The organism is Stutzerimonas balearica DSM 6083 (assembly GCF_000818015.1).
GTDB lineage: Bacteria > Pseudomonadota > Gammaproteobacteria > Pseudomonadales > Pseudomonadaceae > Stutzerimonas > Stutzerimonas balearica.
This window is the reverse complement of record NZ_CP007511.1, coordinates 728,794-753,800: the sequence shown is the minus strand read 5'-3', so window position 1 is coordinate 753,800 and position 25,007 is coordinate 728,794. Positions and strand designations below refer to the sequence as shown.

Sequence of the window (25,007 nt, the reverse complement as noted above, 5' to 3'; positions counted from 1 at the left end):
GTTGTCTTGCCATTGCCAGGACGAACAGAAGCCTGCCGTCCGGGCAAGGGGCGCCATTCTAGAGAAGGGCCATTAGCTGCGCAAGGCGAATTGGCGAAGTTTTGATCAGCGCGATCAGCCCCTGCGCTCGCGCGCAATGGCCTCGAGCAGCGCCCGCACCTGCTGGATATCGTAGGGCTTGAGCATCGTGCGAACGTCGGCCAGCGCTTCCTCGCGCGCATCGACGGCGTAGCCTGAGGCAATCACCACAGTAACGCCCGGATGATGCTGGCGAACGCGGCGCGCCAGCTCGATGCCGCTCATGCCATGCAATCCGACATCGGTCAGCAGCACATCGAACTCACCACCCTCCAACTGCGCCAACGCATCCTCGGCCGTCTCACTGAGCGTGACCTGATGCCCCAGTTCGAGCATGACCTCCCCGGTCAGCATCCGCAGGGTCGGATCATCCTCGACAAAGAGCACCTGCAGCCCCGCTTCATCTGCATTTGCGCACTCGACAGGAACCGTGTCCTCGACCACAGCCGGGGCCGGCCGCTCCTCGCTTCCCTGGCCAGATGCCTCTTGCGCACGCGGCAGATAGACATGCACCGCAGTGCCACCCTGCTCTCCATTGTCGAGCCTGACGAAGCCCCCACTCTGCTTGACGAAGCCGTACACCATGCTCAGGCCGAGCCCGGAGGCATTGGTTTCCTGCTTGGTGGTGAAGAAAGGTTCGAAGGCATGACTACGAACCGCGTCGCTCATGCCTACGCCCTCGTCGATGACACTGAGCACGACGTAATCACCCGGCGCGATATCGGCCGCCTCGCCATGCACTTTCTCGGTCAGCGCGGAGTTGTGCAGCCGGATCTGCAAGCGTCCCGTCCCGGCCATCGCTTCGCGCGCGTTGGCGGCAAGATTGAGCAGCACACTCTGCAGGTTGCCCACGTCGGCATGCACCGGCCACAAGCCACCCGGCACGTCCACCTCGACAGTGATTGACGAGCCCAGCGCACCGTCCAGCAATTCATGCATATCGCCGATCAGTTGCTCGAGGTGAACCCGCTGCGGACGCAGCGGCTGCCGACTGGCGAAGGCCAGGAGCTGCGATGCCAGCCGCGCCCCCTTATCCACGCCGCTGACCGCCGAATCGAGACGCCGCAAGGCGGTTTCATCGGCGCCCAAGCTGCGCCGAAGCAACTGCAGATTGCCGCCAATGATCTGCAGCATGTTGTTGAAGTCATGCGCAATGCCGCCTGTCAGCTTGCCCACCGCTTCCAGCTTCTGCGCCTGCAGCAGCGCGGCCTCTGCCGCCTGCCGCTCCGCCTCGCTCTGCAGCAAGGCGGCGGTCCGCTCCCGGACCAGCTCTTCGAGGTGTTCTCGATAGCTGCGCACCTCATCTTCAGCCCGGCGCTGTTCGGTGACATCGTGGCCGAGCACGAAAATACCGCTGACGCGACCACTGCTCTCGGTGATCGGCTGATAGAGGAAATCGACGAACAACTCCTCTAGCGGCCCCTGCGGATCGCGCCGCAACCGTACGGGCGCCTGGCGCCGGACGATGGGCTCGCCACTGGCGAAAGCATGATCGAGCAGCTCAAGGAAGCCCTGACCATCCACTTCAGGCAATGCCTCGCGCACCGACCTACCGATCAGCTCACGATGGCCGGTAAGTCGCTGATACTCGGCGTTGACCAGTTCGAAGATGTGCTCTGGACCACGCAGAAAACAGACGAACCCCGGGGCCTGCGCAAACAGGCGGCGCAACAGATTGCCCTCGTCCTGCACCAGACGCGCCCTGGCGATGATCGCCTGGCCGATCTGCTGCAGCGGCTGCATGCGCGCCTCGGCGGCCGCGCGGGCGGCCTGCATGCCGTACAGCTCGGTGATATCCGAGGTGTGCTGAAGGATGGCAGACACCCTGCCATCGTCATCGAGCAACGGGGTGTGGGTCGCGCTCCAGTATCGATCCTCGAACACCGGCCCGCGCTCGGTCTGCCGGCTGATCGAATAACGGATTACCGGAATGGTGTCGGGCACCCGGCGCTCAAGGACCCGGTCGAACGACTCCAGCAACTCTGCAACATTCACTGCATCGGGCTGTTGCGGATCAACCGCAAAGGCCTCATGCAGGCGCTGACCGAGGATTTCCTCGCGACGGCGCCCGGTCAGCCTGAGGTAGGCATCATTGGCATCGAGGATGGCCAGGTCCGGGGCCAGCAGCACATAGGCATTGGGCGACAGCCGAAACAGGCTCTCGAAACTCGGGCGTTGCTGCATGAAGTCCTCCTTGGTGCGCCCGGAATCGAGCGGTTGCGCACCCCGACAAGGCAGCGCGCAGCATGCGCAACGGCGGCGGCGAACGGGCATAGATCAGCCCATTGACCGCCAAACGCGCGATCGGTTGCAGAATGAAGAAAACTGGCGGCCGCAGGCCGCCAAGGGCGGGGGTCAACCGCCGGATGTCGCCCGGCGCTGGCGCAGCGCCTCGAACAAACAGACCCCCGTGGCGACCGATACATTGAGACTGCTGACGCTACCGGCCATCGGCAGGCGCACCAGATAGTCGCAATGCTCGCGGGTCAGGCGACGCATACCCTTGCCCTCTGCCCCCATAACCAATGCGATCGGCCCACTGAGATCCTGACTGTAGAGCTCCTGCGACGCCTCGCCTGCGGTGCCGACGATCCACACGCCCCGCTTCTGCAGCTTCTCCAGCGTCCGCGCCAGGTTGGTTACCGCCACCAGCGGCACCACTTCGGCGGCGCCACAGGCGACCTTTCGCACCGTGGCGTTGAGCGTTGCCGACTTGTCCTTCGGCACGATCACCGCCAGCGCCCCCGCTGCATCGGCGGTACGCAGACAGGCGCCAAGGTTGTGCGGATCGGTCACACCGTCGAGCACCAGCAAGAGCGGCGGCGCCTCGCTGCGATCGAGCAACTCGTCGAGCATAGGCTCGCCCCAGACCTGGCTGGGGCTGACCTCGGCGACCACACCCTGATGGACGCCCTCGACCCATTCGTCCATTTCCCGCCGTTCGCAGGAAGTGACGCCGATCCTGGCCTGAGCAGCCAGCTCGAGCACCGCCTGGACGCGCGGATCATTGCGGCGCTCGGCCAGCCAGATCCGTTTGACCCGCCGAGGATGATGACGCAGCAGGGCCTCGACCGCGTGCAGGCCGAACACTTTTTCCAGGTCGCTCATGACTTGGCCTTGCGCTTTCTCGCGGCCGAGCCACTGCCTGACTTGGCCGGCGCGGAGGCCGGACGCTTTCCGCCCGACGTCCGCTTGCCCTTGCTCGACTTACCGTCCTCGGTGCGCCCCGGCTTGCCGCCGCGACCACCGGTCTTGGCCTCATCCAGTAGCGCCTTCTTCATTGCGCGACTCTTCTGAACATCGGCGCTGCCGGCGTCGCCCCCTTTGCCCGACTGGCTCCGCCGCCCCGTGTGCGGGCGCCCGCCGACATTGCGCGAGGTGTCGCCGCGTGCACCGCCCTCGACCAGCTCGAAATCGATCTTGCGCTCGTCCAGATCCACGCGCATGACCCGAACCGACACCGTATCGCCCAGGCGGAAATTCCGCCCGCTGCGCTCGCCGGTCAGACGATGATGCAGCGGATCGAAGTGGTAGTAGTCACCCGGCATCGCCGTGACATGGACCAGCCCCTCGACATAGATATCGGTCAACTCTACGAACAAGCCGAATCCGGTCACCGCGGAGATCACCCCCGGGAACGTCTCACCGACCCGATCACGCATGAACTCGCACTTGAGCCAGTTCACCACGTCACGAGTCGCCTCGTCGGCCCGGCGCTCGGTCATCGAACACTGCTCACCGAGCTGCTCCAGGGCGCTTTCGTCGTATGGATAGATGCGCACCTTCGGCATGCTTGCCGCACCGGCGCGCCGTACATGTGGCGTCTCACGCCGCGAACGAATGACGCTGCGAATGGCGCGATGCACCAGCAGGTCCGGGTAGCGCCGAATCGGCGAGGTAAAGTGGGCGTAGGCCTCGTAGTTGAGGCCGAAATGCCCGTGGTTGTCCGCGCTGTAGACGGCCTGACTCAGCGAGCGCAGCATCACGGTCTGGATCACGTGGAAGTCCGGACGATCCTGGACCTTTTCCAGCAGCGCCTGGTAATCCTTCGGCGTCGGCCCCTCCTTGCCTTTGTGCAAAGACAGACCCAACTCGCCGAGAAACGCGGTGAGCTTCTCCTGCCGCTCCAACGGTGGCGCATCATGGACACGATATAACCCGGGCAGCTTGTGCTGCTGCAGGAACGCGGCCGTCGCCACGTTTGCGCAGAGCATGCATTCCTCGATCAGCTTGTGTGCATCGTTACGCTCGGTGGGCTTGATGGCGGCGATCTTGCGGTCTTCGCCGAACAGAATACGCGTCTCCTGCGTCTCGAAGTCGATGGCGCCGCGGACATGCCGGGCCTTGGCCAATACCTTGTACAGGGCATGCAATTGCTTGAGATGCGGCAACACCTCAGCGTACTGACCAGCCAGCTGCTTGGCCTCCGCCGACTTCGGTTGCTCGAGCATCGTACTGACCTTGTTGTAGGTCAGCCGCGCGTGCGAATGGATCACCGCCTCATAGAACTGATAGTCGGTCATCTTGCCGGTCTTGCTCAGGGTGACCTCGCAGACCATCGCCAGGCGATCGACCTGGGGATTCAGCGAACACAACCCATTGGACAAGGCCTCGGGCAGCATCGGCACGACGCGCTCGGGGAAGTAAACGGAGTTGCCGCGGTTCTGCGCCTCCTGGTCCAGCGCCGAGCCGACCCGGACGTAGTGGGAAACATCGGCGATGGCCACGAACAGCCGGTAGCCGCCGGAGAAGAGGTTCCAGCTGCGCAGCTTCTCGCAATAAACGGCGTCATCGAAGTCACGCGCATCCTCGCCGTCGATGGTAACGAAGGGCAGATGTCGCAGATCGACGCGCCGCTGCTTGTCCTTCTCCTCGACTTCGGGCTTGAGGCGCGCAGCCTCCTTGAGCACGGCTTCAGGCCAGACGTGCGGGATATCGAAGCTGCGTAGTGCAACGTCGATCTCCATGCCCGGCGCCATGTAGTTGCCGATCACCTCGATGATGTCGCCCTGGGGCTGGAACCGTTGCGTGGGCCAGTGCGTGATTTTCACTTCGACGAACTGTCCGGGCTTGGCATCCAGGGCGCGACCGGGGGTGACCAGCACCTCCTGCTGAATCTTCGGATTGTCGGCAACCACGAATCCCACATCGCTTTCGATCTGGTAGCGGCCAACGATGGTTTCGTGGGCACGGCTGATGACCTCGACAATAGCGCCCTCGCGCCGACCACGCCGGTCGATGCCCGAAACACGCGCCAGACACCGATCGCCGTCGAACACCAGCCGCATCTGTGCCGGGCTCAGAAAAAGGTCGTCGCTACCATCGTCCGGGATGAGAAAGCCGAAACCGTCGCGGTGCCCGCTGACGCGCCCACAGATCAGGTCGAGCTTGTCCACCGGCGCATAGGTGCCGCGGCGGGTATAGATCAACTGGCCATCGCGCTCCATGGCACGCAAACGCCGGCGCAGCGCCTCGATCTGCTCGTCGGAAACCAGGCCGAACTCATCGACCAGTTCTTCCCTGGCCGCAGGCGAACCACGCTCCCCCAGGTGCTGCAGGATCAGCTCGCGGCTGGGGATGGGGTTGTCGTACTTTTCCGCCTCGCGGGCGGCCTGGGGATCGAGCGATTGCCAGTCGGCCATCAAGAAATGTCACCTTTCATTCATATTCAGAGGGATTGCATTACTGCTTTATATTGAAGCGCGAAACGCACCCGAGGCGCAGCCTCGATGCGAATTATTTTTCACTGTCAGGGGTTTACAAGCTCCGACCTCAGCCTTATAGTTCGCGCCCACGACGTCGGACAGACGTTGTATCACGGAAACGGCTTGCAAACATCGTTTCTCGTGCCCAGGTGGCGGAATTGGTAGACGCACTAGGTTCAGGTCCTAGCGGTGGCAACACCGTGGAAGTTCGAGTCTTCTCCTGGGCACCATCATCTTGAGGAAGCGAGCAATCGAGTCCTCCGATACGAAGAAGTCGACTTCGGCCTGAACGGCGATAAACGACAAGCCGGCGATGGCTTCAATCATCGCAACGTGCCCAGGTGGCGGAATTGGTAGACGCACTAGGTTCAGGTCCTAGCGGTGGCAACACCGTGGAAGTTCGAGTCTTCTCCTGGGCACCACTCTTGAAGAAAAAACCGAGCCCTGGCTCGGTTTTTTCGTTTCAGCAGCATACCCGGCCTTGCCAGCGCTTTGCTTTGCTTTGCAGGTGAACAGACAGAAAAAAGCCGCCCATAGGGCGGCTTTTTCGTTTCAGCCTCAGCCTCAGGCGTAGGGATGACGCAAAACGATGGTTTCGTTTCGATCAGGCCCGGTCGAAACGATATCTACCGGCGCCTCGATCAACTCCTCGATGCGGTGGATATAGGCTCGGGCATTAGCGGGCAGCTCGTCGAGGCTCTTCGCGCCAAGGGTCGACTCGGACCAGCCCGGCAGCTCCTCATAGACCGGCTGCAGACCGACATAACTGTCGGCGTCTGTCGGCGCATCGACCAGCACCTCGCCGGCAGCGTCCTTGTAACCGGTACAGATGCGGATCGTTTCCAGGCCGTCAAGCACATCGAGCTTGGTCAGGCATATGCCGGAAATGCTGTTGATCTCGATGGCGCGACGCAGAATCACCGCATCGAACCAGCCACAACGCCGAGCACGCCCCGTAGTCGAGCCAAACTCGTGACCGCGCTCGGCAAGGCGAGCACCGACCTCATCGAACAGTTCGGTCGGGAACGGACCCGATCCTACGCGCGTCGTGTAGGCCTTGGTGATACCGAGGATGTAGTCGAGATACAGCGGACCAAAGCCGGAACCGGTCGCGGTACCGCCTGCGGTGGTACTGGAACTGGTGACATAGGGATAGGTGCCATGGTCGATATCGAGCAGCGAACCCTGAGCGCCCTCGAACATGATGTAAGCGCCCTGCTTGCGCAACTCGTGAAGACGGGCCGCGACATCGGTCATCATCGGCTTGAGAATCTCGGCGTAGGCCAGCGCCTCGTCGAGCGTCTTCTGAAAATCTACCGGCTCGACCTTGTAATAGTTCTGCAGCACGAAGTTGTGATAGTCGAGCAGCTCGCGCAGCTTCTTGGCAAAGCGTTCCGGATTGAACAGATCACCGATGCGCAGCCCGCGACGAGCGACCTTGTCTTCGTAGGCAGGCCCGATACCACGCCCCGTCGTACCGATCTTGCCCTCGGAGCGAGCCGCCTCGCGCGCCTGATCCAATGCCACGTGATAAGGCAGGATCAACGTACAGGCAGGGCTGATGCGCAGACGCTCACGCACCGGAACCCCCTTCTCCTCGAGCTTGGTGATCTCGCGCAGCAACGCATCCGGCGCAACGACCACGCCGTTGCCGATCAGGCACTGCACGTTTTCACGCAGGATCCCGGACGGGATCAGGTGCAGAACGGTCTTCTCACCGTCGATGACCAGCGTATGACCGGCGTTGTGGCCGCCTTGATAGCGCACCACCGCGGCCGCCTGGTCGGTCAGCAAATCGACGATCTTGCCCTTGCCCTCATCACCCCACTGGGTGCCCAGGACCACGACATTCTTACCCATAACCCTTTGTCCTCTTCGGCGAAGCGTGCCGGCCCTGCCGGCAAGAAATTACAGAATCCGTAGCGATGCAGCCCGCGCAGGCGCGCCTCAGGATGCCAGTGGCATCACTTTCCAGCCGTCCTTGCCCCTGACCAACGAACGATCGCACCCTGCTTCGAGGGCCTCAGCCTGCGACTGCCCCTCGAGAGCCTGAATGACGCGCTCTCCCGACTGACGCAGGCGCGCAATTTCCGCCCAGAGCGTCGGCTCAGCACCCACCGGCGCCCAGATACCAGCGGCAGGCGTATCCAGCTCGGCGTTACCCAGACTCACGAGCGTCTTGAGATCGGTAGAGAACCCCGTAGCCGGGCGCGCACGGCCGAAGTCCGCCCCAATGGCATCGTAGCGTCCGCCCTGTGCGATTGACTGACCGACGCCTGGTACGAACGCGGCAAACACCACTCCGGTGTGATAGTGGTAGCCGCGCAGTTCACCCAGATCGAAGTAAAGCGGGATTTGCGGATAGCGCGACGCCAGCTCTTCAGCGATCCGAGCCAGCGCAGCCAGCGCATCACGCACCTCGCCCGGAGCGTCGGCCAGCACGCGCTGCGCCTCGACCAACGCCTCGCGCCCCCCGCACAGACGGGCGAGGGCGCGAATCATCGCGGCCAGCCCGGGCTCGAGCGTATCGGTCAGCTCAGCCAGCTCGTCCATCGCCTTGCGCTGCAAGGCATCGAACAGCCGTTGTTCGAGATCACCGGCGAGCCCGGCCGCCTTGGCCAGCCCGCGATAGATACCGACGTGGCCGAGATCCATGTGCACGTTGGGCACATCGGCGAGTTCCAGCGTTTCGACCATCAGGCTGATGATCTCCAGATCGCTGGCAGCGCTGGCATCACCATAGAGCTCAGCACCCAGCTGGATCGGGCTGCGCGACGTGGCCAGCGCCTGCGGCTTGGCATGCAGCACGCTGCCGGCATAGCACAGCCGGCTCGGACCGGTACGACGCAAGGTGTGTGCATCGACCCGCGCGACCTGAGGGGTGATATCGGCGCGAAAGCCCATCTGTCGACCGGAAAGCGGATCGGTAACCTTGAATGTTCGCAGGTCGAGGTCTTGCCCGGAGCCGGTGAGCAGCGATTCGAGAAACTCCACGTGAGGCGTGATTACCAGTTCATAGCCCCAGCGGTGGAACAGATCCAGCACACGGCGGCGTGCCGTTTCGATACGTGCCGCCTCTGGCGGGAGCACCTCTTCGATGCCATCTGGCAGAAGCCAGCGGTCTACCGTTGCCATATCGCCAATCACCTCTCGATCCGGCAAGCCTATTCAAACGAACCGCGGTCGTAATCGCCCCAGGGCAGACCGGCGGCCGCACGCAATCGGGCCGAGGCCTGGCGAAATAGCCAGGCGCCCGACCAGATATCAGCATGATGTGCCATGCCCGGGAATCGCCTGCGCCTCAGGGGCACAGACGCAAAAAAGCCGGGATGTTCCCGGCTGGCCGATCATAGCAACCTTTTGCCTGATGGTCACCCGAAGAGGCCGCGCCCCGCCGGGTGACCACCCTGTCAGCGGGACTTCTCGAGATAACGGAAGAACTCGCTCTTCGGATCCAGCACCAGCACGTCCTGCTTGTTGGCGAAGCTTTCGCGATAGGCCTGCAGGCTGCGGTAGAACGAGTAGAACTCGGGATCCTGGTCGTACGCCGCCGCATAGATCGCCGCCGCACGTGCATCACCGTCGCCGCGCAGCTCTTCGGCCTCGCGGAAGGCTTCCGCCAACAACACGCGGCGCTGACGATCGGCATCGGCGCGAATGCCCTCGGCCAATTCACGTCCCTTGGCACGGTGCTCACGCGCCTCACGCTCTCGCTCGGAACTCATCCGCTCGAACACGCTGCGGTTGACCTCGCGCGGCAGGTCGATGCCCTTGACCCGCACGTCGACCACCTCGATGCCAAGCTCCTGCTGCGCTGCGCGATTGAGCGACGAAGTCACTTGTGCCATCAGCTCGTCACGCTGACCGGACACCGCCTCGTGCAGCGTGCGCTTGCCGAACTGGTCGCGCAGTGCAGCCTCCAGACGCCGAGACAGGCGCTCGTCGGCAATCTGCTTCATGCCCGAGGTCGCGGTATAGAAGCGCTCTGCGTCCGCGACGCGCCACTTGGCGTAGGCATCGACCATCAGGGCCTTCTTCTCGAGCGTAAGGAAGCGCGACGTCGTGGAGTCCAGCGTCATCAGGCGCGCATCGAATTTGCGCACGCTGTTGACGTACGGAATCTTCATGTGCAGCCCGGGCTTGACGTCCGGCTCGACGATTCGACCGAAGCGCAGCATGACGGCACGCTCGGTCTGCGAGACGATATAGAAGCTGTTCCATAGCGCTACCGCCAGCACCACACCAACGATCAGCGCCGTAAGCGATTTGTTACTCATCAGCGGCTCTCCCTGGTGCGAACTTCACGCGGATCGAGCTCCGGCGGCAAACGCGTGGCCTGTCCCGCCGCAGCCGACGACGAGGCCGAACTGCCCGACGCCGCACTACCGGCGCTGCTCGCGCTGTTGACCATCTTGTCCAGCGGCAGGTAGAGCAGGTTGTTTTGCCCGTTTTCGCCAGTGACCATGACCTTGCTGGTGTTGCTCATGACTTCCTGCATGGTTTCCAGATAGAGGCGCTCGCGAGTCACTTCCGGCGCCTTGCGATACTCGGTCAGCAGCTTGCTGAAGCGATCGGCCTCACCCTGAGCGCGCGAGATCACCGCATCACGATAGCCGCTTGCCTCTTCCAGCATCCGCTGGGCCTGGCCTCGCGCCTCCGGAACCACACCGTTGGCGTAGGATTCGGCCTGGTTCTTTTCGCGCTGCTCGTCCTCGCGAGCCCGAATTACGTCATCGAACGCTTCCTGGACTTCACGCGGCGCCGCGGCGCTCTGCAAGTTGACCTGGGTGACCGTGATGCCGGTGCCGTAGTTGTCGAGGAAACGTTGCAGACGCTCCTTGACCTCACCTGCCATCACTTCGCGACCCTCCGTCAGCACCTGATCCATGGCGGTGGAACCCACCACGTGGCGTACGGCGCTGTCGGTCGCATGCTGCAGGCTGACTTCGGGCTGATCGACGTTGAGCACGAACGATTGCAGGTCGCTGATCTTGTACTGGACCGTCAGCGGCACTTCGATGATGTTCTCGTCCTCGGTCAACATCTGCCCCTGCTTGCTGTAGGAGCGCTCACGCGTGACGTTTTCCTGGAACTTGCGATCGATCGGCGGGAAGTAGATGTTCAAGCCCGGCCCGACCGTCTCGTGGTACTTGCCGAAGCGCAGCACGACAGCCTGTTCCTGTTCATCGACGATATAAATCGCGTTGAACAGCCAGACCGCGAGCAGGACGACCAACGAGATCCACACCAGCCCCAGACCGCCGCGACGGCCACGGCCACCAGCACCACCGCCAGAGCCGCGCTTCTTGTTGCCGAACATGCCGTTGAGGCTGTCCTGCAGCTTGCGAAAGGCCTCATCGAGATCCGGCGGCCCCTTCTGATCCCCACCGCCACGGCGACCACCGCCGCCGCCCCAGGGATCCTGATTGTTCGAGTTGCCACCCGGCTCATTCCAAGCCATAGCGCTCTCCATTCTGTTGAAGCCTTAGGCACGTCGACGACGTGCCCGCCAATGCTACCGAAAGCCTCAAACGCGCGGCAAAGCCGCCCTTCCAGGCTTTATTGCAAAGTATGTTGCTGCAGAAACTCGTTTGGCTGAAAACCTTCACGGCTGACCAGGCGATGCAGCTCGACGCGTGGAACACGAACCTGCAGCACGCTGCCGCCCTGCTCATCATGCGTTTCGCTCTGTACTGCGCCCAGTTCGAACAGCTGAGCACGCAACCTGCCAAGCGCCTGCGGCAAGCACAGCGCACCCACGAACAGATCATTCCCGAGAAGCTCGGCGATGGCCTGTCGCAGCAGATCCAGCCCAAGCCCCTCACGCGCCGAAACCCAGACTCGCTGCGGCCTGCCGTCGGCATCGCGCTGAATCTGTGGCTCGATGCCCTCGAGCAGGTCAACCTTGTTGTAAACCTCGAGGAGTGGCAACTCGTTGGCACCGATCTCGCCGAGCACAGCCAGCACCTGCTCGATCTGCTGATCGCGCTCGGGCTCGTGGGCGTCGATCACGTGCAGCAAGAGGTCGGCGTTGCTCGACTCCTCCAGCGTGGCACGAAAGGACTCGACCAGCTTGTGCGGCAAATGGCGGATGAAGCCCACGGTATCGGCAAGCACGACCGGACCGACATCGCCGATTTCAATGCGTCGCAGCGTCGGGTCGAGCGTGGCGAACAACTGGTTGGCCGCGTAGACCTCCGCTTCGGTCAACGAATTGAATAACGTGGACTTGCCGGCGTTGGTATAGCCGACCAGCGATACCGAGGGGATGTCAGCGCGCCGCCGACCGCGGCGCGCCTGCTCGCGCTGCCCGCGAACCTTTTCCAGACGCTGCTTGATTTGCCGGATGCGCACGCGCAACAGGCGACGGTCGGTTTCCAGCTGGGTTTCACCCGGACCGCGCAAACCGATACCGCCCTTCTGTCGCTCGAGGTGGGTCCAGCCCCGAACCAGGCGCGTACTCATGTGCTCGAGCTGAGCCAGCTCGACCTGCAGCTTGCCTTCGTGGGTCCGCGCGCGCTGCGCGAAGATATCGAGGATCAATCCGGTACGGTCGAGCACGCGGCACTCGAGAACGCGCTCGAGGTTGCGCTCCTGGCTGGGCGTCAGGGTGTGATTGAAGATCACCAGTTCGGACTCGGTCTGCTTGACCAGGTCACGAAGCTCTTCGACCTTGCCGCTGCCAATCAGATACTTGGCTGAAGGCTGGTGACGGGAAACGCTGACGAAGCTCACCGTCTCGGCACCAGCCGAGCGGGCGAGCTCCTGAAACTCCTGGGGATCCTCGCGTACCGCGGGGTCCTGGCCTTCCAGATGCACCAGGATGGCCCGCTCTCCCCCGCCGGGACGTTCGAAGAACAAAGATACCTACCTTAGTCGTTGCCCGACTCGGATTGCTCGGCATCTCCCGCAGTGGGCAGACGCACCGGACGACCCGGCACGACGGTGGAAATGGCGTGCTTGTACACCATCTGGCTGACGGTGTTCTTCAGCAGAATGACGAACTGGTCGAACGACTCGATCTGACCTTGCAGCTTGATGCCGTTGACCAGATAGATGGAAACCGGGACGCGTTCCTTACGCAGTGTGTTGAGGTAAGGGTCTTGTAGCGAATGCCCTTTTGACATGTGCCGCACTCCTTAGAGGATCTGTTTATTCGTGATTTATTCGGTCAACCGACGATCCACGAGTGTGAGAATAGACGGTCTGTTAGCAGTTCAGCTCAATATGTGGAGCTGCTGCAGGTATTTCAATGCTCGCGGCAGATTGTCGCAGGCCAGGCTGTCGAGCCAGGCAACCCCCTTCCAACCGCGCAGCCAGGTGAACTGCCGCTTGGCCAGCTGGCGCGTGGCAATGATGCCGCGCTCGATCATCTGGTCATGCGTCATCGCCCCGTCCAGATATTCCCAGACCTGGCGGTAACCCACTGCGCGCATCGAGGGCAACCCGAGATGCAGATCACCACGACCGCGAAGAGCTTCGACCTCTGCAACGAAGCCCTGTTCAACCATGTGAACGAAGCGCCGTTCGATACGCTGGTGAAGCACTTCCCGCTGCGCTGGCGCAATGGATAGCTGCGCAACAGTATAAGGCAAGACGCCGCTGTCCGGCGCATGAGCCCCAAGCTTTTGCGACCTTTGTCTGGCGCGATGTTCGGTCATCGTCAGCCCGCTGACGTGATAGACCTCCAGCGCCCGGATCAACCGCTGCGGATCGTTGGGGTGAATGCGTGCTGCGGACTCCGGATCGATCTCGGAGAGGCGCTCATGCAACGCGGCAAGCCCATCGACAGCGGCCTCGGCCTCCAGTTGCGCGCGCACCTGCGAGTCCGCGGCCGGCATATCCGCCAGCCCCTCGAGCAACGCCTTGAAGTAAAGCATGGTGCCGCCAACGAGCAGGGGGATACGTCCCGAGGCGGTGATCTCCGCCATCGCCTGCAGCGCATCGCCGGCGAAGCGCGCAGCCGAATAGCTTTCCGCCGGATCGAGGATATCCACCAGGCGGTGCGGAAAGCGCGCCAGCACTTCGCTCGACGGCTTGGCCGTGCCGATATCCATGCCCCGATAGACCAGCGCCGAATCGACGCTAACGAGCTCGCAGGGCAGCGCCTCGGCCAGCTCCAGCGCCAGGTCGGTCTTGCCGGACGCGGTGGGGCCCATGAGAAAGATGGCAGGAGGCAGTGCAGGCATTGGCGAACTCACGACTTGCGGCCGCATAGTGTCGGGAAGAAGCCCCGCACTAGCAAGCCGAACGGGCGGTCAGCGACCGCGCAGGAACAGCCGGTCCAGATCGTCCATGCCCAACTGGGTCCAGGTCGGGCGGCCATGATTGCACTGCCCGCTGCGCTCGGTTTGCTCCATGTCGCGCAGCAGGGCGTTCATCTCCGGCACCGTCAGCCGGCGATTGGCGCGCACGGCGCCGTGGCAAGCCATGGTCGCCAACAGCTCGTTGAGATGCGCCTGGATACGGTCACTGGTGCCGTACTCGAGCAGGTCGGCCAGCACGTCGCGCACCAATTGGGTCGCCTCGGCCTGCCGGAGCAGCGCCGGAATCTGCCGGATCGCCAGGGTTTCAGGCCCCAAGCGCTGTAACTCGAAGCCCAACCGCTGGAACCACTCGCTGTGCTCTTCGGCACAGTCGGCTTCACGCTGGCTCACCGCGATCGACTCGGGCACCAGCAGCGGCTGGCCACGCAGCCCCTCGCTGGCCATGGCCGCCTTCAAGCGCTCATAGGTGATGCGTTCATGCGCTGCATGCATGTCCACCAGCACCATGCCCTGGGCATTCTCGGCCAGGATGTAGATGCCCTTGAGCTGCGCCAGCGCGTAGCCCAGCGGCGGCACGTCGGCCTGAGCCTCGGGCAACGCCGCGGGAGCTGGCAGGGGCGTCACGAACTCGCGATAGGCGCCCTGGGCCTCGGCGGTGAAGCCACCGGCAGCCGGGCGTGGCATCTGGTAGCCCGCACCGCTTGTGCGCCAGGCCGGCTGGGATTCGGCCGGCGGAGCCTCCAGCACGCTGGCCGACAGGCTCATCTCGTTCTGCCCGGCGAACTCCCCCGCCGCCAGGCCGCTTATCGGCTGCGCAATACCGGCAACGCTGGCAGGGGCAGCCAGCTGGTCTTCGGGGCGCACGTCGCCCAGCGCGCGGTGCAGCGTACCGTAGAGGAAGTCATGCACCATGCGACTGTCACGGAAGCGCACCTCGTGCTTGGTCGGGTGCACGTTGACATCCACCACGCCCGGATCGACGTCAAGAAACAGCACAAAAGTCGGATGCCGGCCATTGAACAGCACGTCGCGATAGGCCTGACGCACCGCATGCGCGACCAGCTTGTCACGCACCATGCGGCCGTTGACATAGAAGTACTGCAGGTCCGCCTGGCTGCGCGAGAACGTCGGCAGACCCACCCACCCCCACAGGCGCAAGCCATTGCGTTCGACTTCGATCGGCAGCGCCTGCTCGAGAAAGGCAGAGCCACAGACGGCTGCCACCCGCCGTCCGCGCGCCACGTCATCGTCGGCCTGATGCAGCGCCAGCACGCTCTTGCCGTTGTGCCGCAGATGGAAAGCAACGTCGAAACGCGCCAACGCCAGCCGCTTGATGACTTCCTGCAAGTGGTCGAATTCGGTCTTTTCGGTACGCAGGAACTTGCGTCGCGCCGGCGTATTGAAGAACAGGTCGCGCACCTCGACCGAGGTGCCCACCGGATGCGCCGCCGGCTGCACCCGCGCCTCCATTTCGCGCCCTTCGGTTTCCACCTGCCAGGCCTCGCTGGCATCGGATGTGCGCGAGGTCAGCGTCAGACGCGAGACCGAACTGATCGAGGCCAGCGCTTCGCCGCGAAAGCCCAGGCTCATCACCCGCTCCAGATCTTCCAGGTCACGGATCTTGCTGGTGGCATGGCGCGCGAGGGCCAGCGGCAGATCGTCGGCGGGAATACCGCAGCCGTCATCGCGCACCCGCAACAGCTTGATACCGCCCTGCTCGACGTCCACATCGATGCGCAGCGCGCCGGAATCGAGGCTGTTCTCCAGCAACTCCTTGGCGACCGAGGCGGGTCGCTCGACCACTTCGCCAGCGGCAATCTGGTTCGCCAGCCGGGGGGTAAGCAGCTGGATACGACGCAACTCACTCATGGTTGCGAGGCCAGCGTGGTGGCAGGAATGCTCAGCGTCTGGCCGATCTTGATGGTGTCGCTCTTCAGGCCATTGGCGCTGCGCAACGAGGCCAGACTGACCTGGTAACGTTGCGCCAGCAGGGCCAGGCTCTCGCCCGACCGCACCACGTGCTCGCGCGGCCCGGCCGCGATCTTGCCGGCGTCGCGCAACCAGGCGACATAGGTTCCGGGCGGCGGGTTCTCGTGGAAGAACTGCTTGACCCCACTGTGAATCGACCGAGCCAGCGCCTGCTGATGGCTGCGCGTCTGCAGCTTGCGCGCTTCCGACGGGTTGGAGATGAACCCGGTCTCGACCAGAATCGACGGGATGTCCGGACTCTTGAGCACCATGAAACCGGCCTGTTCCACGCGGCGCTTGTGCAGGGGCGTGATACGGCCCATGTTGCTCAGCACCTTCTGCCCGACGTTGAGGCTGGAGGACAGCGAGGCGGTCATCGACAGATCGAGCAGCACGCCGGCGAGCATGCGGTCCTTGTCGTCGAGGCTGACATTGCCAGCGCCACCGATCAGGTCGGAGCGGTTCTCGCTGTCGGCCAGCCAGCGCGCAGTTTCCGAGGTCGCGCCGCGATCGGAGAGTGCAAAGACCGAAGCGCCGTAGGCCGATGAACGCGGCGCGGCATCGGCGTGGACCGAGACGAACAGGTCGGCGCCCTTCTTGCGCGCAATCTCGGTGCGTTTGCGCAAGGGGATGAAGTAGTCGCCGGTGCGCACCAGCTCGGCACGGAAGCCCTTCTCGGCATTGATCTGCCGCTGCAGCTCCTTGGCGATCTGCAGTACTACGGTCTTTTCGTAGATCTTGCCCGGCCCGATGGCGCCCGGATCCTCGCCGCCGTGACCGGCGTCGATGGCAATCACGATGTCACGCTTGCTGGTCGGCGTGGCAGGCAGCTTGACCGCCGGCAACGTTGGCGAGACCGGCGCCACGGGAACAGCCGGCGCCGTATTGACCGGCAGCCGGGTATCGGCAGCGGCACCGCCCGGCTGATCGTAGAGGTCGACCACCAGGCGATGGCCGTATTGCTGGTTCGGCGCCAGGGCAAAGCTCTTCGGCGATACCGGAGCCTTGAGATCGACCACCACGCGCAGGGTATCGGCATCGGGTTGGCCGGCACGCAGCGCCGCCACCGGCGTGTTTTCCAGCGGGAGGCCGCTGAGTTGTGCCTTGAGGCTGGCCCCGGTGACATCGATGACGATCCGGTCCGGAGCCTCGAGTGTGAACACATTGTGCTTGACCGGCCCCGACAGATCGAACACCAGACGGGTGTTGTCCGGCGCACGCCAGAGCCGCACGCTCTGCACATCGGTGGCAGCGAACGCCTGCACCGTGGCGAACAGGACCAGCAGACCGCTAACCAGCGCGCGTATGCGCATACCCAACCTCGTGTTCAATGTTCGTCTTCGGTCAGGGCGTCGCACCAGGCCTGGCCTCGCTCGCCCCGCGGCGAAAGGCGCAACAAGCGCCCGGCGTCATGCGGCGCAATGGTAATGTCCAGGTCTGCCTTTGGCAAAACGCCGGCCCCGCGTTCCGGCCACTCCACCAGGCACAGGGCATCCCCCGCGAAATAGTCGCGAATGCCCAGAAACTCAAGTTCCTCGGGATCGACGAGCCGATAGAGATCGAAGTGAAAGATCCGCACCGTGCCGATCTCGTAGGGCTCGACAAGGGTAAACGTCGGGCTCTTGACCTTGCCGTCGTGGCCGAAGCCGCGGATCAACCCGCGTGAAAGCGTGGTCTTGCCGGCCCCCAGGTCGCCATGCAGATAGATCACGCCGCGCCCGCCGGTCGCCCGGGCGATGCGTGCGCCCAGTTCTAGCATCTGCGCCTCGTCGGCCGCATACAAAGTCACTTCGTGCATGGCGCGTGCTCCTCAAGCAGGTGACGCACCTGCGGGATCAGATCGCCGGCAGCCAGTCCGCGCCCTCCGTCGGCGCAGCGTTCACCGGCGACCGCATGCAGCCAGGCGGCCAGGCAGCCCGCTTCGAACGGCTCCAGCCCCTGCGCCAATAGCGCACCGGCGACACCGGCCAGCACATCGCCCAGCCCGGCGCTGGCCATGGCAGGATGGCCACGGTCGCACAGGGCCATCCGCCCCTCGTCATCAGCGATCAGCGTCCCGGCGCCCTTGAGCAGCGCGCTGCAGCGAAACCGCCGGGCCAGCTCGCGTACCGCGCGCGGTCGATCGGCCTGCACTTCGGCAGTAGTGCAGCCCAGCAGTCGCGCGGCCTCGCCCGGATGTGGCGTGATCAGGCAGCGGGCGGGCAACTCGACCGCGCCGTGGGCAAGCAGGTTCAGCGCATCGGCGTCCCACACTTGCGGCACCTCGGCCTGCACGGCCAGCGACAGCAGGCTGCGCCCCCAAGGCCCCTGCCCCAACCCAGGGCCGACCACCAGCACGTCGGCACGCTCGGTCAGCGCTGTCAGCGCGTAGGTCGACTCGACGCCGTTGCACATGATCTCGGGGCGTCGCACCAGTGATGCGGTGACATGCTCAGGGCGGGTCGCCAGGGTGACCATGCCGGCGCCACAGCGCAGCGCCGCCTCGCTGGCCAGGAGCGCGGCACCGCCGGTACCCAGATCGCCACCGATGACCAGCGCCTGGCCAAAGCTGCCCTTGTGCGCGGTCGGGCGCCTTGGCGCCAGCCGCGGCAGAGTGTCCGGGCACAGACGCACCGCTTCGTGCGGCATCGCCGCGACCTGCGCCTGCTCGGCTTGCAGGTCGTCGAAGACCAGCTGGCCGACTCGATCCGGCCCTTCCCCGGTGAACAACCCCAGCTTGAGACCGATAAAGGTCACGGTCACCTCGGCGCGTACGGCATGGCCGAGCAGCGCCCCCGTGTCAGCGCAGAGCCCCGAGGGGATATCCACCGCCAGCACCGGACGCCCGCTTTCATTGATCGCCTCGATGGCCTGCGCATAAGGCGGCCGCACCGCGCCGGTCAGACCGGTACCAAGCAACGCGTCGACAAGCACACCGTCCAGCGGACTATCGCTGCGCCAGGGCTCGATCACGACGCCCGCCTGCCGAGCCTCGGCACAGGCGTTTGCGGCATCGCCCTTGAGCGCTTGCGGTTCGCCGACCGCGACAACCTTCACCTGCCAGCCGGCCCGCTGTGCCAGCGTGGCAACCAGGTAGCCGTCGCCGGCGTTGTTGCCGCTGCCAGCCAGCACGGTGACCGTGCCAGCATCGGGCCAGCGTCGCCGCAACGCGCGCCAGCAGGCGTGCGCGGCACGCTGCATGAGTTCGAAGCCGGGCGTGCCGGCGCCGATCAGGCGTGCGTCGAGTTCGCGCACCTGAGTGGCGGTGTACAGGGCGGTGGGCAGCGGGTCGGTCATCGGCAGAGGATCATCGCGGCGGAATGTCTGGCAGAATTATACGCACCCGCCTGAATCGCGCTGCAGTCTCCGATGTCCAGCTCCGCTCTCGACCCCATCGCCCTCGCCGACTCCATCAAGGAGTGGGGCTGCGAGCTCGGCTTCCAGCAGGTCGGGATCACCGGCATCGACCTCGGCGAGCATGAAAGGCACCTGCAAGCCTGGCTGGCGGCGGGCTACCAGGGCGAGATGGACTACATGGCCGCCCACGGCAGCAAGCGCTCGCGGCCGGACGAGCTGGTGCCCGGCACGCTGCGGGTCATCTCGCTGCGCATGGACTACCTGCCCGGCGACACGCGCATGAGCCAGCAGCTGGCCGACCCGGAGAAGGCCTATGTGTCGCGCTATGCGCTGGGCCGCGATTATCACAAGCTGATCCGCAAGCGCATCCAGCAGCTGGCCGAGCGCATTCAGCAGGTGGTCGGCCCGTTCGGCTTTCGCGCCTTCGTCGACAGCGCACCGGTGCTGGAGAAGGCCGCCGGGCAACAGGCCGGGCTCGGCTGGATCGGCAAGAACACCCTCCTGCTCAACCGCAAGGCCGGCAGCTGGTTCTTTCTCGGCGAGCTGTTCGTCGACATCGCCCTGCCGGTCGACGAGCCGGTGACCCGCGATCACTGCGGCAGCTGCCACGCCTGCCTGGACATCTGCCCCACCGAGGCTTTCGTCGGTGAGCGGCTGCTGGACGCGCGGCGCTGCATTTCCTACCTCACCATCGAGCTGAAGGGGCCGATCCCGCTCGAGCTGCGCGGCAAGATCGGCAACCGCGTGTTCGGCTGCGACGATTGCCAGATCGTCTGCCCATGGAACCGCTTCGCCCGCCCCACCGAGCAAGGTGACTTCCAACCGCGCCACAGTCTGGACAACGCCGAGCTGGCGACCTTGTTCCGCTGGACGGAAGAGGAATTTCTCAGTCGCACCGAGGGCTCACCGCTACGCCGCGCCGGCTACGAACGCTGGCTGCGCAATCTCGCGGTGGGCCTGGGCAATGCACCGTCGAGCATCCCGGTGCTGGAGGCGCTCGAGGCGCGCCGCGACGATCCGTCGGAGCTGGTGCGCGAGCATGTGGAGTGGGCCCTGACCCAGCACGCCAAGCGGGCAGGCTAGTCCGACGACGGCGACTGCGCGCCGAGCTCGGCGCTCAACGCACGCAGTTGTCCGGCATCCAGCGTCTCCTGTTGCAGCAGCTGCCGGGCGCAGCGCTCGAGCAGTGCACGACGCGCCTGCAGCAGATCGACGCTACGCTGGAAGGCCGACTGAACCAGCTCCTGCACTTCCTCGTCAATCGCCGTCGCCGTGCTCTCGGCATAGTCGTGCTGGGGCTTGAGGCCGAGCATCGCCTCGTTGCCGAGGAAAGAATTGGGCTCGCGCTCCAAGGCCAGGTGCCCGAGGCGCTTGGACATGCCGTAGCGCGTCACCATCGCCCGGGCAATGTCGGTGACCTTAGCCAGGTCGTCCGCCGCGCCGGTGGACAGATGCGCGAAGATCAGCCATTCCGCGGCACGTCCGCCGAGCAGCACGGCCATCTTGTTCTCCAACTCCTCACGGGTCATCAGGAAGCGATCCTCGATCGGCCGTTGGATGGTGTAACCCAGCGCCCCCATGCCGCGCGGAATGATCGACACCTTGTGCACCGGATCGACGCCCGGCAGCGCCATCGCCACCAGCGCATGGCCCATCTCGTGATAGGCGACGATCTCGCGCTCGCGCGGATTGAGCAGGCGGTTGCGTTTCTCCAGCCCGGCGATGATGCGTTCGATCGCTGCAGTGAAGTCCTGCATCGACACCGCGTCGGCATTGCGCCGGGTCGCCAGCAGCGTCGCCTCGTTGACCAGATTGGCCAGGTCGGCGCCGGTGAACCCCGGCGTGAGCGCGGCAATCGCCTGCGGATCGACATCCGCGGCCAACCGTGCTTTCTTCAGATGCACGTTGAGAATCTGCACCCGGCCGACCTTGTCCGGACGATCGACCAGCACCTGACGGTCGAAGCGGCCGGCGCGCAGCAGCGCCGGATCGAGGATTTCCGGGCGATTGGTGGCCGCCAGCAGCACCAGGCCGCTGGAGGTGTCGAATCCGTCCATCTCCACCAGCAGCTGGTTGAGCGTCTGCTCCTTCTCGTCATGCCCGCCGGACAGGGGGCCGGCACCGCGGGCGCGGCCGAGAGCGTCCAGCTCGTCGATGAAGATGATCGCCGGCGCCTGGGCCCGCGCCTGTTCGAACAGATCACGCACCCGCGCGGCGCCGACGCCGACGAACATCTCGACGAACTCGGAACCGGAAATGGAAAAGAACGGCACCTTCGCCTCGCCGGCCACGGCGCGGGCCAGCAGCGTCTTGCCAGTGCCGGGCGGGCCGACCAGCAGCACGCCCTTGGGCATGCGTCCGCCAAGGCGGCCATAGGTCTGCGGGTCGCGCAGGAATTCGATGATCTCCTTGAGCTCGTCCTTGGCCTCGTCCACGCCGGCGACATCGGCAAAGGTCACCTTCATGTCGGTCTCGACGTAGACCCGCGCCTTGCTCTTGCCGATCTGCATCATGCCCCCGCCGCCGATCCCGCTGCCGATGCGCCTGAGCAGGAACAACCAGATGCCGAAGAACAACGCCGCCGGCACGATCCAGGAGAGCAGGTCGCGCAGCAGCGTACTCTCCACCCGGCCGCTGTAGCGCACCGGGTACTGCTCGAGGAAGGCCGCCAGGTCCGGCTCGACGCGGTTGGTGACGAAGCGTCGCTGGCCGCTCGGCAGCGCTTCCTTGAAGGTGCCTTCGATGCGCCGGTCGGTAACGGCGATCTCGTCGATGCGCCCGGCCTTCAGGTGCGCTTCGAACTCGCTGTAGGGAATCGTCGCGACGGTTTGCTGCTGCGACAGCAGGTACTGCAAACCCATGAACACGAGGATGGCGATCATCCAGTAACGCATGTGGAACTGGGCCTGGTCTTTCACCTGTCTCTCCTTGAGCTCCATGAAGGGCGAAACGCTCGACAGCGGAATCTTGCCTCGCCGCGTGCGGCAACGCCCGGACGCAAATCAGCAAAACGGTGAATCAGAGCCCGCCGGTGACGCCAAGGCTGAAGCCCAGCGCGGCGGCCAACGAAAATGGCAGCAGCAGGGTATCGAGCAATGCGCTGGCCGGCAGATCCAGCGCGGCATGCCGTGGCGCCTCGGCGCCAAAACGCTCGACCGGGCAGCACCCGCCGTTGAGGCTGTACCAATCCAGCCGCGTGCCGGCATACACCAGCGGTGCGCCGGGCTTGGCCGCATCCAACGTGCGCACCGTCGCGCAACCGCCGCTCAGTGCGATGCCCAGCACCAGCAGGCCGGCACCTAGCACTCTGCCCATTCCGCCTCCCGTTCCACTCGCCACAATCACCATAGCCGCTGGCGGTCAGTCTTCGCTGACCAGATGATGCTCGCCCCAGCGCGGCAGCATGTCCTGCGGAATATTGAGCAGGTTGAGGATGCGCGCGACGACGAAATCCACCAGATCGTCGATCGTCTGCGGCTGGTGATAGAAGCCCGGCGAGGCCGGCAGGATCACCGCGCCCAGGTTCGACAGCTTGAGCATGTTTTCCAGATGAATGCTCGAATAGGGCGCCTCGCGCGGGACCAAGATCAGCTGGCGGCGCTCCTTGAGGGTGACGTCGGCGGCGCGTTCGATCAGGTTGTTGCAGGCGCCGCTGGCGATGGCCGACAACGTGCCGGTGGAACAGGGCACCACCACCATCGCCGTCGGTGCGCCGGAGCCGGACGCCGGCGGGGCCATCCAGTCCTCCTTGGCGAACACGCGGATCTGCCCGGCCGCCGCGCCGGTGTACTCGGAGAGGAAGGCCTGCATGGCCTGGGGCTTGGCCGGCAATACCACGTCGGTCTCGGTGGCCATCACCAGTTGCGCGGCCTTGGAGATCAGAAAGTGCACCTCGCGGTCTTCCTGGATCAGGCAATCGAGCAGGCGCAAACCGTACTGCGCGCCGGAGGCGCCGGTCATGGCTAAAGTGATGCGTTCCGGTCCGCTCATGAATGTGCTCCCAAAGCTGCTGCGCTTGCTTATGCTGCGTTGAAACCTTACTCGAAATGCTCACTTGCACCAGCAAGCTCCGCTGTCTCGCAAGGTTTCGCCTTGCCTAAGCTTCGCTCGCGACGCTTTGAGAACAAATTCACCCGGTGCCCGCCACATCGGCAACCCGGCGCGTGGAAATGCCTGCGGCGATTTCCACCCCACCTACGGTCCTCGTAGGGTGGAAAACCGCGAAGCGTTTTCCACCGTTACATGGCGTTGGCGCTTCGGCCGTAACCTGACGCGTGGAAAAGCCTTCGGCGTTTTCCACCCTACGCCAACGCCGCGGCCAGCTTGTTGTGCAGCCCACCGAAACCACCGTTGCTCATCACCACCACCTGGGTGCCCGGCGTGGCGGCGGCCTTGACCTTGGCGATGATCGCTTCCAGCGAATCGCAGACCGTGGTCGGCACCGGCGAGCCGGCGACGGTCGCGGCCAGGTCCCAGCCGAGGTTGGCCGGTGCGTACCAGATCGCCTGATCGGCCAGCGCCACCGACTCGGCCAGGCCCTCGCGGTGCGCGCCGAGCTTCATCGAGTTCGAACGCGGCTCGACCACGGCGATGATCGGCGTATCGCCGACGCGCTTGCGCAGGCCGTCCAGAGTGGTGGCGATGGCGGTCGGGTGATGGGCGAAGTCGTCATAGATGGTCACGCCATTGACCTCGGCGACCTTCTCCATGCGCCGCTTGACGCTACGGAATTCGCTGAGCGCCTCGGCACCCTGCTTCGGCAGTACGCCGACATGCCGTGCCGCCGCCAACGTCGCCAGCGCATTGTTGACGTTGTGTTGGCCGGTCAGCTCCCAGTCGACGACGCCCTGCACCTCCCCGTCGAAGATCACTTCGAAGCGCGAGCCGTCGGCGCTGAGGAGCTTCGCCTGCCACTGGCCGCCGTTGCCGGTGGTCTGCACCGGTGTCCAGCAGCCCATGCCGATGACGCGCTTGAGCGCCGTTTCCGACTCGGGATGGATGATCAGCCCTTCGCCCGGCACGGTGCGCACCAGGTGATGGAACTGCCGCTCGATGGCGCCGAGATCGGGGAAGATATCCGCGTGATCGAACTCCAGATTGTTCAGGATTGCGGTGCGCGGACGGTAATGGACGAACTTGCTGCGCTTGTCGAAGAAAGCGCTGTCGTATTCGTCGGCCTCCACAACAAAGAACGGCGTACCGCCCAGACGCGCGGAGATGCCGAAGTTCTGCGGCACGCCACCGATGAGAAAGCCCGGGCTCATGCCGGCATGTTCCAGCACCCAGGCCAGCATGCTGCTGGTGGTGGTCTTGCCATGGGTACCGGCCGCCGCCAGCACCCAGCGCCCCTGCAGCACGTGATCGGCCAGCCATTGCGGGCCGGAGACGTAGGGCAGGCCCTTGTTCAGCACGTATTCGACTGCCGGGTTGCCACGCGACATGGCGTTGCCCACCACCACCAGATCGGGTGCCGGTTCCAGATGCGCCGGCTCGTAGCCCTGCATCAGTTCGATGCCCTGCGCCTCGAGTTGCGTGCTCATCGGCGGATAGACGTTGGCGTCGGAGCCGGTGACGCGATGGCCGAGTTCCTTGGCCAGCACCGCGAGCGAGCCCATGAAGGTGCCGCAGATACCGAGAATATGGATATGCATGG

19 protein-coding genes and 2 tRNA genes are annotated in these 25,007 nt (G+C 64.6%); 3 read left to right on the top strand and 18 right to left on the bottom strand.

The annotated features are described in order from the left end of the window. Nucleotides 1-114: 114 nt before the first annotated feature. The 3 genes from CL52_RS03375 to rnr all read right to left on the bottom strand — a co-directional run bounded on the left by CL52_RS03375 (nucleotide 115) and on the right by rnr (nucleotide 5,720). Nucleotides 115-2,262 carry a PAS domain-containing protein gene (locus CL52_RS03375; protein WP_043218513.1) on the bottom strand — a complete coding sequence of 716 codons (2,148 nt, stop codon included), beginning with the start codon at nucleotides 2,260-2,262 and terminating at the stop codon, nucleotides 115-117. 171 nt (nucleotides 2,263-2,433) lie between these two features. Further along, on the bottom strand, nucleotides 2,434-3,186 hold the full coding sequence (rlmB, locus tag CL52_RS03370; protein WP_041107908.1) for a 23S rRNA (guanosine(2251)-2'-O)-methyltransferase RlmB: 753 nt from the start codon (nucleotides 3,184-3,186) through the stop codon (nucleotides 2,434-2,436). Continuing rightward, the gene (rnr, locus tag CL52_RS03365; RefSeq protein WP_043218511.1) at nucleotides 3,183-5,720 is read right to left on the bottom strand and encodes a ribonuclease R; all 2,538 of its coding nucleotides are present in this window, start codon (nucleotides 5,718-5,720) and stop codon (nucleotides 3,183-3,185) included. The genes rlmB and rnr overlap by 4 nt, the downstream gene beginning before the upstream one ends. 206 nt (nucleotides 5,721-5,926) lie before the next feature. Here rnr and CL52_RS03360 point away from each other — a divergent pair. Together CL52_RS03360 and CL52_RS03355 are read left to right on the top strand one after the other, a co-directional pair. Next, a tRNA-Leu gene (locus CL52_RS03360) sits at nucleotides 5,927-6,013 on the top strand. Between the two features lie 105 nt (nucleotides 6,014-6,118). Next, a tRNA-Leu gene (locus CL52_RS03355) sits at nucleotides 6,119-6,205 on the top strand. Nucleotides 6,206-6,347: 142 nt separating this feature from the next. Here the strand turns inward: CL52_RS03355 and CL52_RS03350 are convergent. The 11 genes from CL52_RS03350 to CL52_RS03300 all read right to left on the bottom strand — a co-directional run bounded on the left by CL52_RS03350 (nucleotide 6,348) and on the right by CL52_RS03300 (nucleotide 19,294). Next, entirely contained in the window at nucleotides 6,348-7,643 is a 1,296-nt protein-coding gene (locus tag CL52_RS03350) for an adenylosuccinate synthase (protein WP_043218509.1), read from the bottom strand. Between the two features lie 87 nt (nucleotides 7,644-7,730). Next, nucleotides 7,731-8,918 carry an ATP phosphoribosyltransferase regulatory subunit gene (locus CL52_RS03345; protein WP_043222906.1) on the bottom strand — a complete coding sequence of 396 codons (1,188 nt, stop codon included), beginning with the start codon at nucleotides 8,916-8,918 and terminating at the stop codon, nucleotides 7,731-7,733. A 275-nt stretch (nucleotides 8,919-9,193) separates the two neighbouring features. Beyond that, a complete protein-coding gene (gene hflC, locus CL52_RS03340) occupies nucleotides 9,194-10,060 on the bottom strand; it encodes a protease modulator HflC (RefSeq protein WP_041107915.1) in 867 nt (288 codons plus the stop codon). Continuing rightward, nucleotides 10,060-11,244, bottom strand: coding sequence for an FtsH protease activity modulator HflK (gene hflK, locus CL52_RS03335; protein ID WP_043218508.1), 1,185 nt, complete (start codon nucleotides 11,242-11,244; stop codon nucleotides 10,060-10,062). The genes hflC and hflK overlap by 1 nt, the downstream gene beginning before the upstream one ends. A 98-nt stretch (nucleotides 11,245-11,342) precedes the next feature. Continuing rightward, nucleotides 11,343-12,644, bottom strand: coding sequence for a ribosome rescue GTPase HflX (gene hflX, locus CL52_RS03330; protein WP_043218507.1), 1,302 nt, complete (start codon nucleotides 12,642-12,644; stop codon nucleotides 11,343-11,345). An 11-nt stretch (nucleotides 12,645-12,655) separates the two neighbouring features. Then, entirely contained in the window at nucleotides 12,656-12,910 is a 255-nt protein-coding gene (gene hfq, locus CL52_RS03325; RefSeq protein WP_003283098.1) for an RNA chaperone Hfq, read from the bottom strand. 90 nt (nucleotides 12,911-13,000) lie between these two features. Then, nucleotides 13,001-13,972 carry a tRNA (adenosine(37)-N6)-dimethylallyltransferase MiaA gene (miaA, locus tag CL52_RS03320; protein WP_043218505.1) on the bottom strand — a complete coding sequence of 324 codons (972 nt, stop codon included), beginning with the start codon at nucleotides 13,970-13,972 and terminating at the stop codon, nucleotides 13,001-13,003. Nucleotides 13,973-14,041: 69 nt separating this feature from the next. Beyond that, nucleotides 14,042-15,919, bottom strand: coding sequence for a DNA mismatch repair endonuclease MutL (gene mutL, locus CL52_RS03315; protein ID WP_043218504.1), 1,878 nt, complete (start codon nucleotides 15,917-15,919; stop codon nucleotides 14,042-14,044). Then, nucleotides 15,916-17,331, bottom strand: coding sequence for an N-acetylmuramoyl-L-alanine amidase (locus CL52_RS03310; RefSeq protein ID WP_041107925.1), 1,416 nt, complete (start codon nucleotides 17,329-17,331; stop codon nucleotides 15,916-15,918). Before CL52_RS03310 ends, mutL begins: the two co-directional genes overlap by 4 nt. Before the next feature lie 14 nt (nucleotides 17,332-17,345). Next, complete coding sequence (gene tsaE, locus CL52_RS03305; RefSeq protein WP_041107927.1) at nucleotides 17,346-17,816, bottom strand: tRNA (adenosine(37)-N6)-threonylcarbamoyltransferase complex ATPase subunit type 1 TsaE; 471 nt, start codon at nucleotides 17,814-17,816, stop codon at nucleotides 17,346-17,348. Continuing rightward, nucleotides 17,804-19,294, bottom strand: coding sequence for a bifunctional ADP-dependent NAD(P)H-hydrate dehydratase/NAD(P)H-hydrate epimerase (locus tag CL52_RS03300; RefSeq protein WP_043218500.1), 1,491 nt, complete (start codon nucleotides 19,292-19,294; stop codon nucleotides 17,804-17,806). Before CL52_RS03300 ends, tsaE begins: the two co-directional genes overlap by 13 nt. A gap of 72 nt (nucleotides 19,295-19,366) precedes the next feature. Here CL52_RS03300 and queG point away from each other — a divergent pair, with 72 nt between their 5' ends. Next, nucleotides 19,367-20,437 carry a tRNA epoxyqueuosine(34) reductase QueG gene (queG, locus tag CL52_RS03295; protein ID WP_043218498.1) on the top strand — a complete coding sequence of 357 codons (1,071 nt, stop codon included), beginning with the start codon at nucleotides 19,367-19,369 and terminating at the stop codon, nucleotides 20,435-20,437. On the opposite strand, the gene ftsH is transcribed toward queG, so the two are convergent. From ftsH to mpl, 4 genes are all read right to left on the bottom strand, one after another. Further along, nucleotides 20,434-22,272: an ATP-dependent zinc metalloprotease FtsH gene (gene ftsH, locus CL52_RS03290; protein WP_043218495.1), complete on the bottom strand. Its 1,839-nt coding sequence runs from the start codon at nucleotides 22,270-22,272 to the stop codon at nucleotides 20,434-20,436. The two genes, queG and ftsH, sit on opposite strands and share 4 nt — an antisense overlap. Before the next feature lie 100 nt (nucleotides 22,273-22,372). Continuing rightward, nucleotides 22,373-22,660, bottom strand: a complete 288-nt coding sequence (locus CL52_RS03285; protein ID WP_043222904.1) for a YceK/YidQ family lipoprotein — start codon at nucleotides 22,658-22,660, stop codon at nucleotides 22,373-22,375. Between the two features lie 54 nt (nucleotides 22,661-22,714). Then, the gene (ubiX, locus tag CL52_RS03280; protein ID WP_043218494.1) at nucleotides 22,715-23,344 is read right to left on the bottom strand and encodes a flavin prenyltransferase UbiX; all 630 of its coding nucleotides are present in this window, start codon (nucleotides 23,342-23,344) and stop codon (nucleotides 22,715-22,717) included. Nucleotides 23,345-23,655: 311 nt separating this feature from the next. Next, the gene (gene mpl, locus CL52_RS03275; RefSeq protein ID WP_043218493.1) at nucleotides 23,656-25,005 is read right to left on the bottom strand and encodes a UDP-N-acetylmuramate:L-alanyl-gamma-D-glutamyl-meso-diaminopimelate ligase; all 1,350 of its coding nucleotides are present in this window, start codon (nucleotides 25,003-25,005) and stop codon (nucleotides 23,656-23,658) included. Nucleotides 25,006-25,007: the final 2 nt, after the last annotated feature.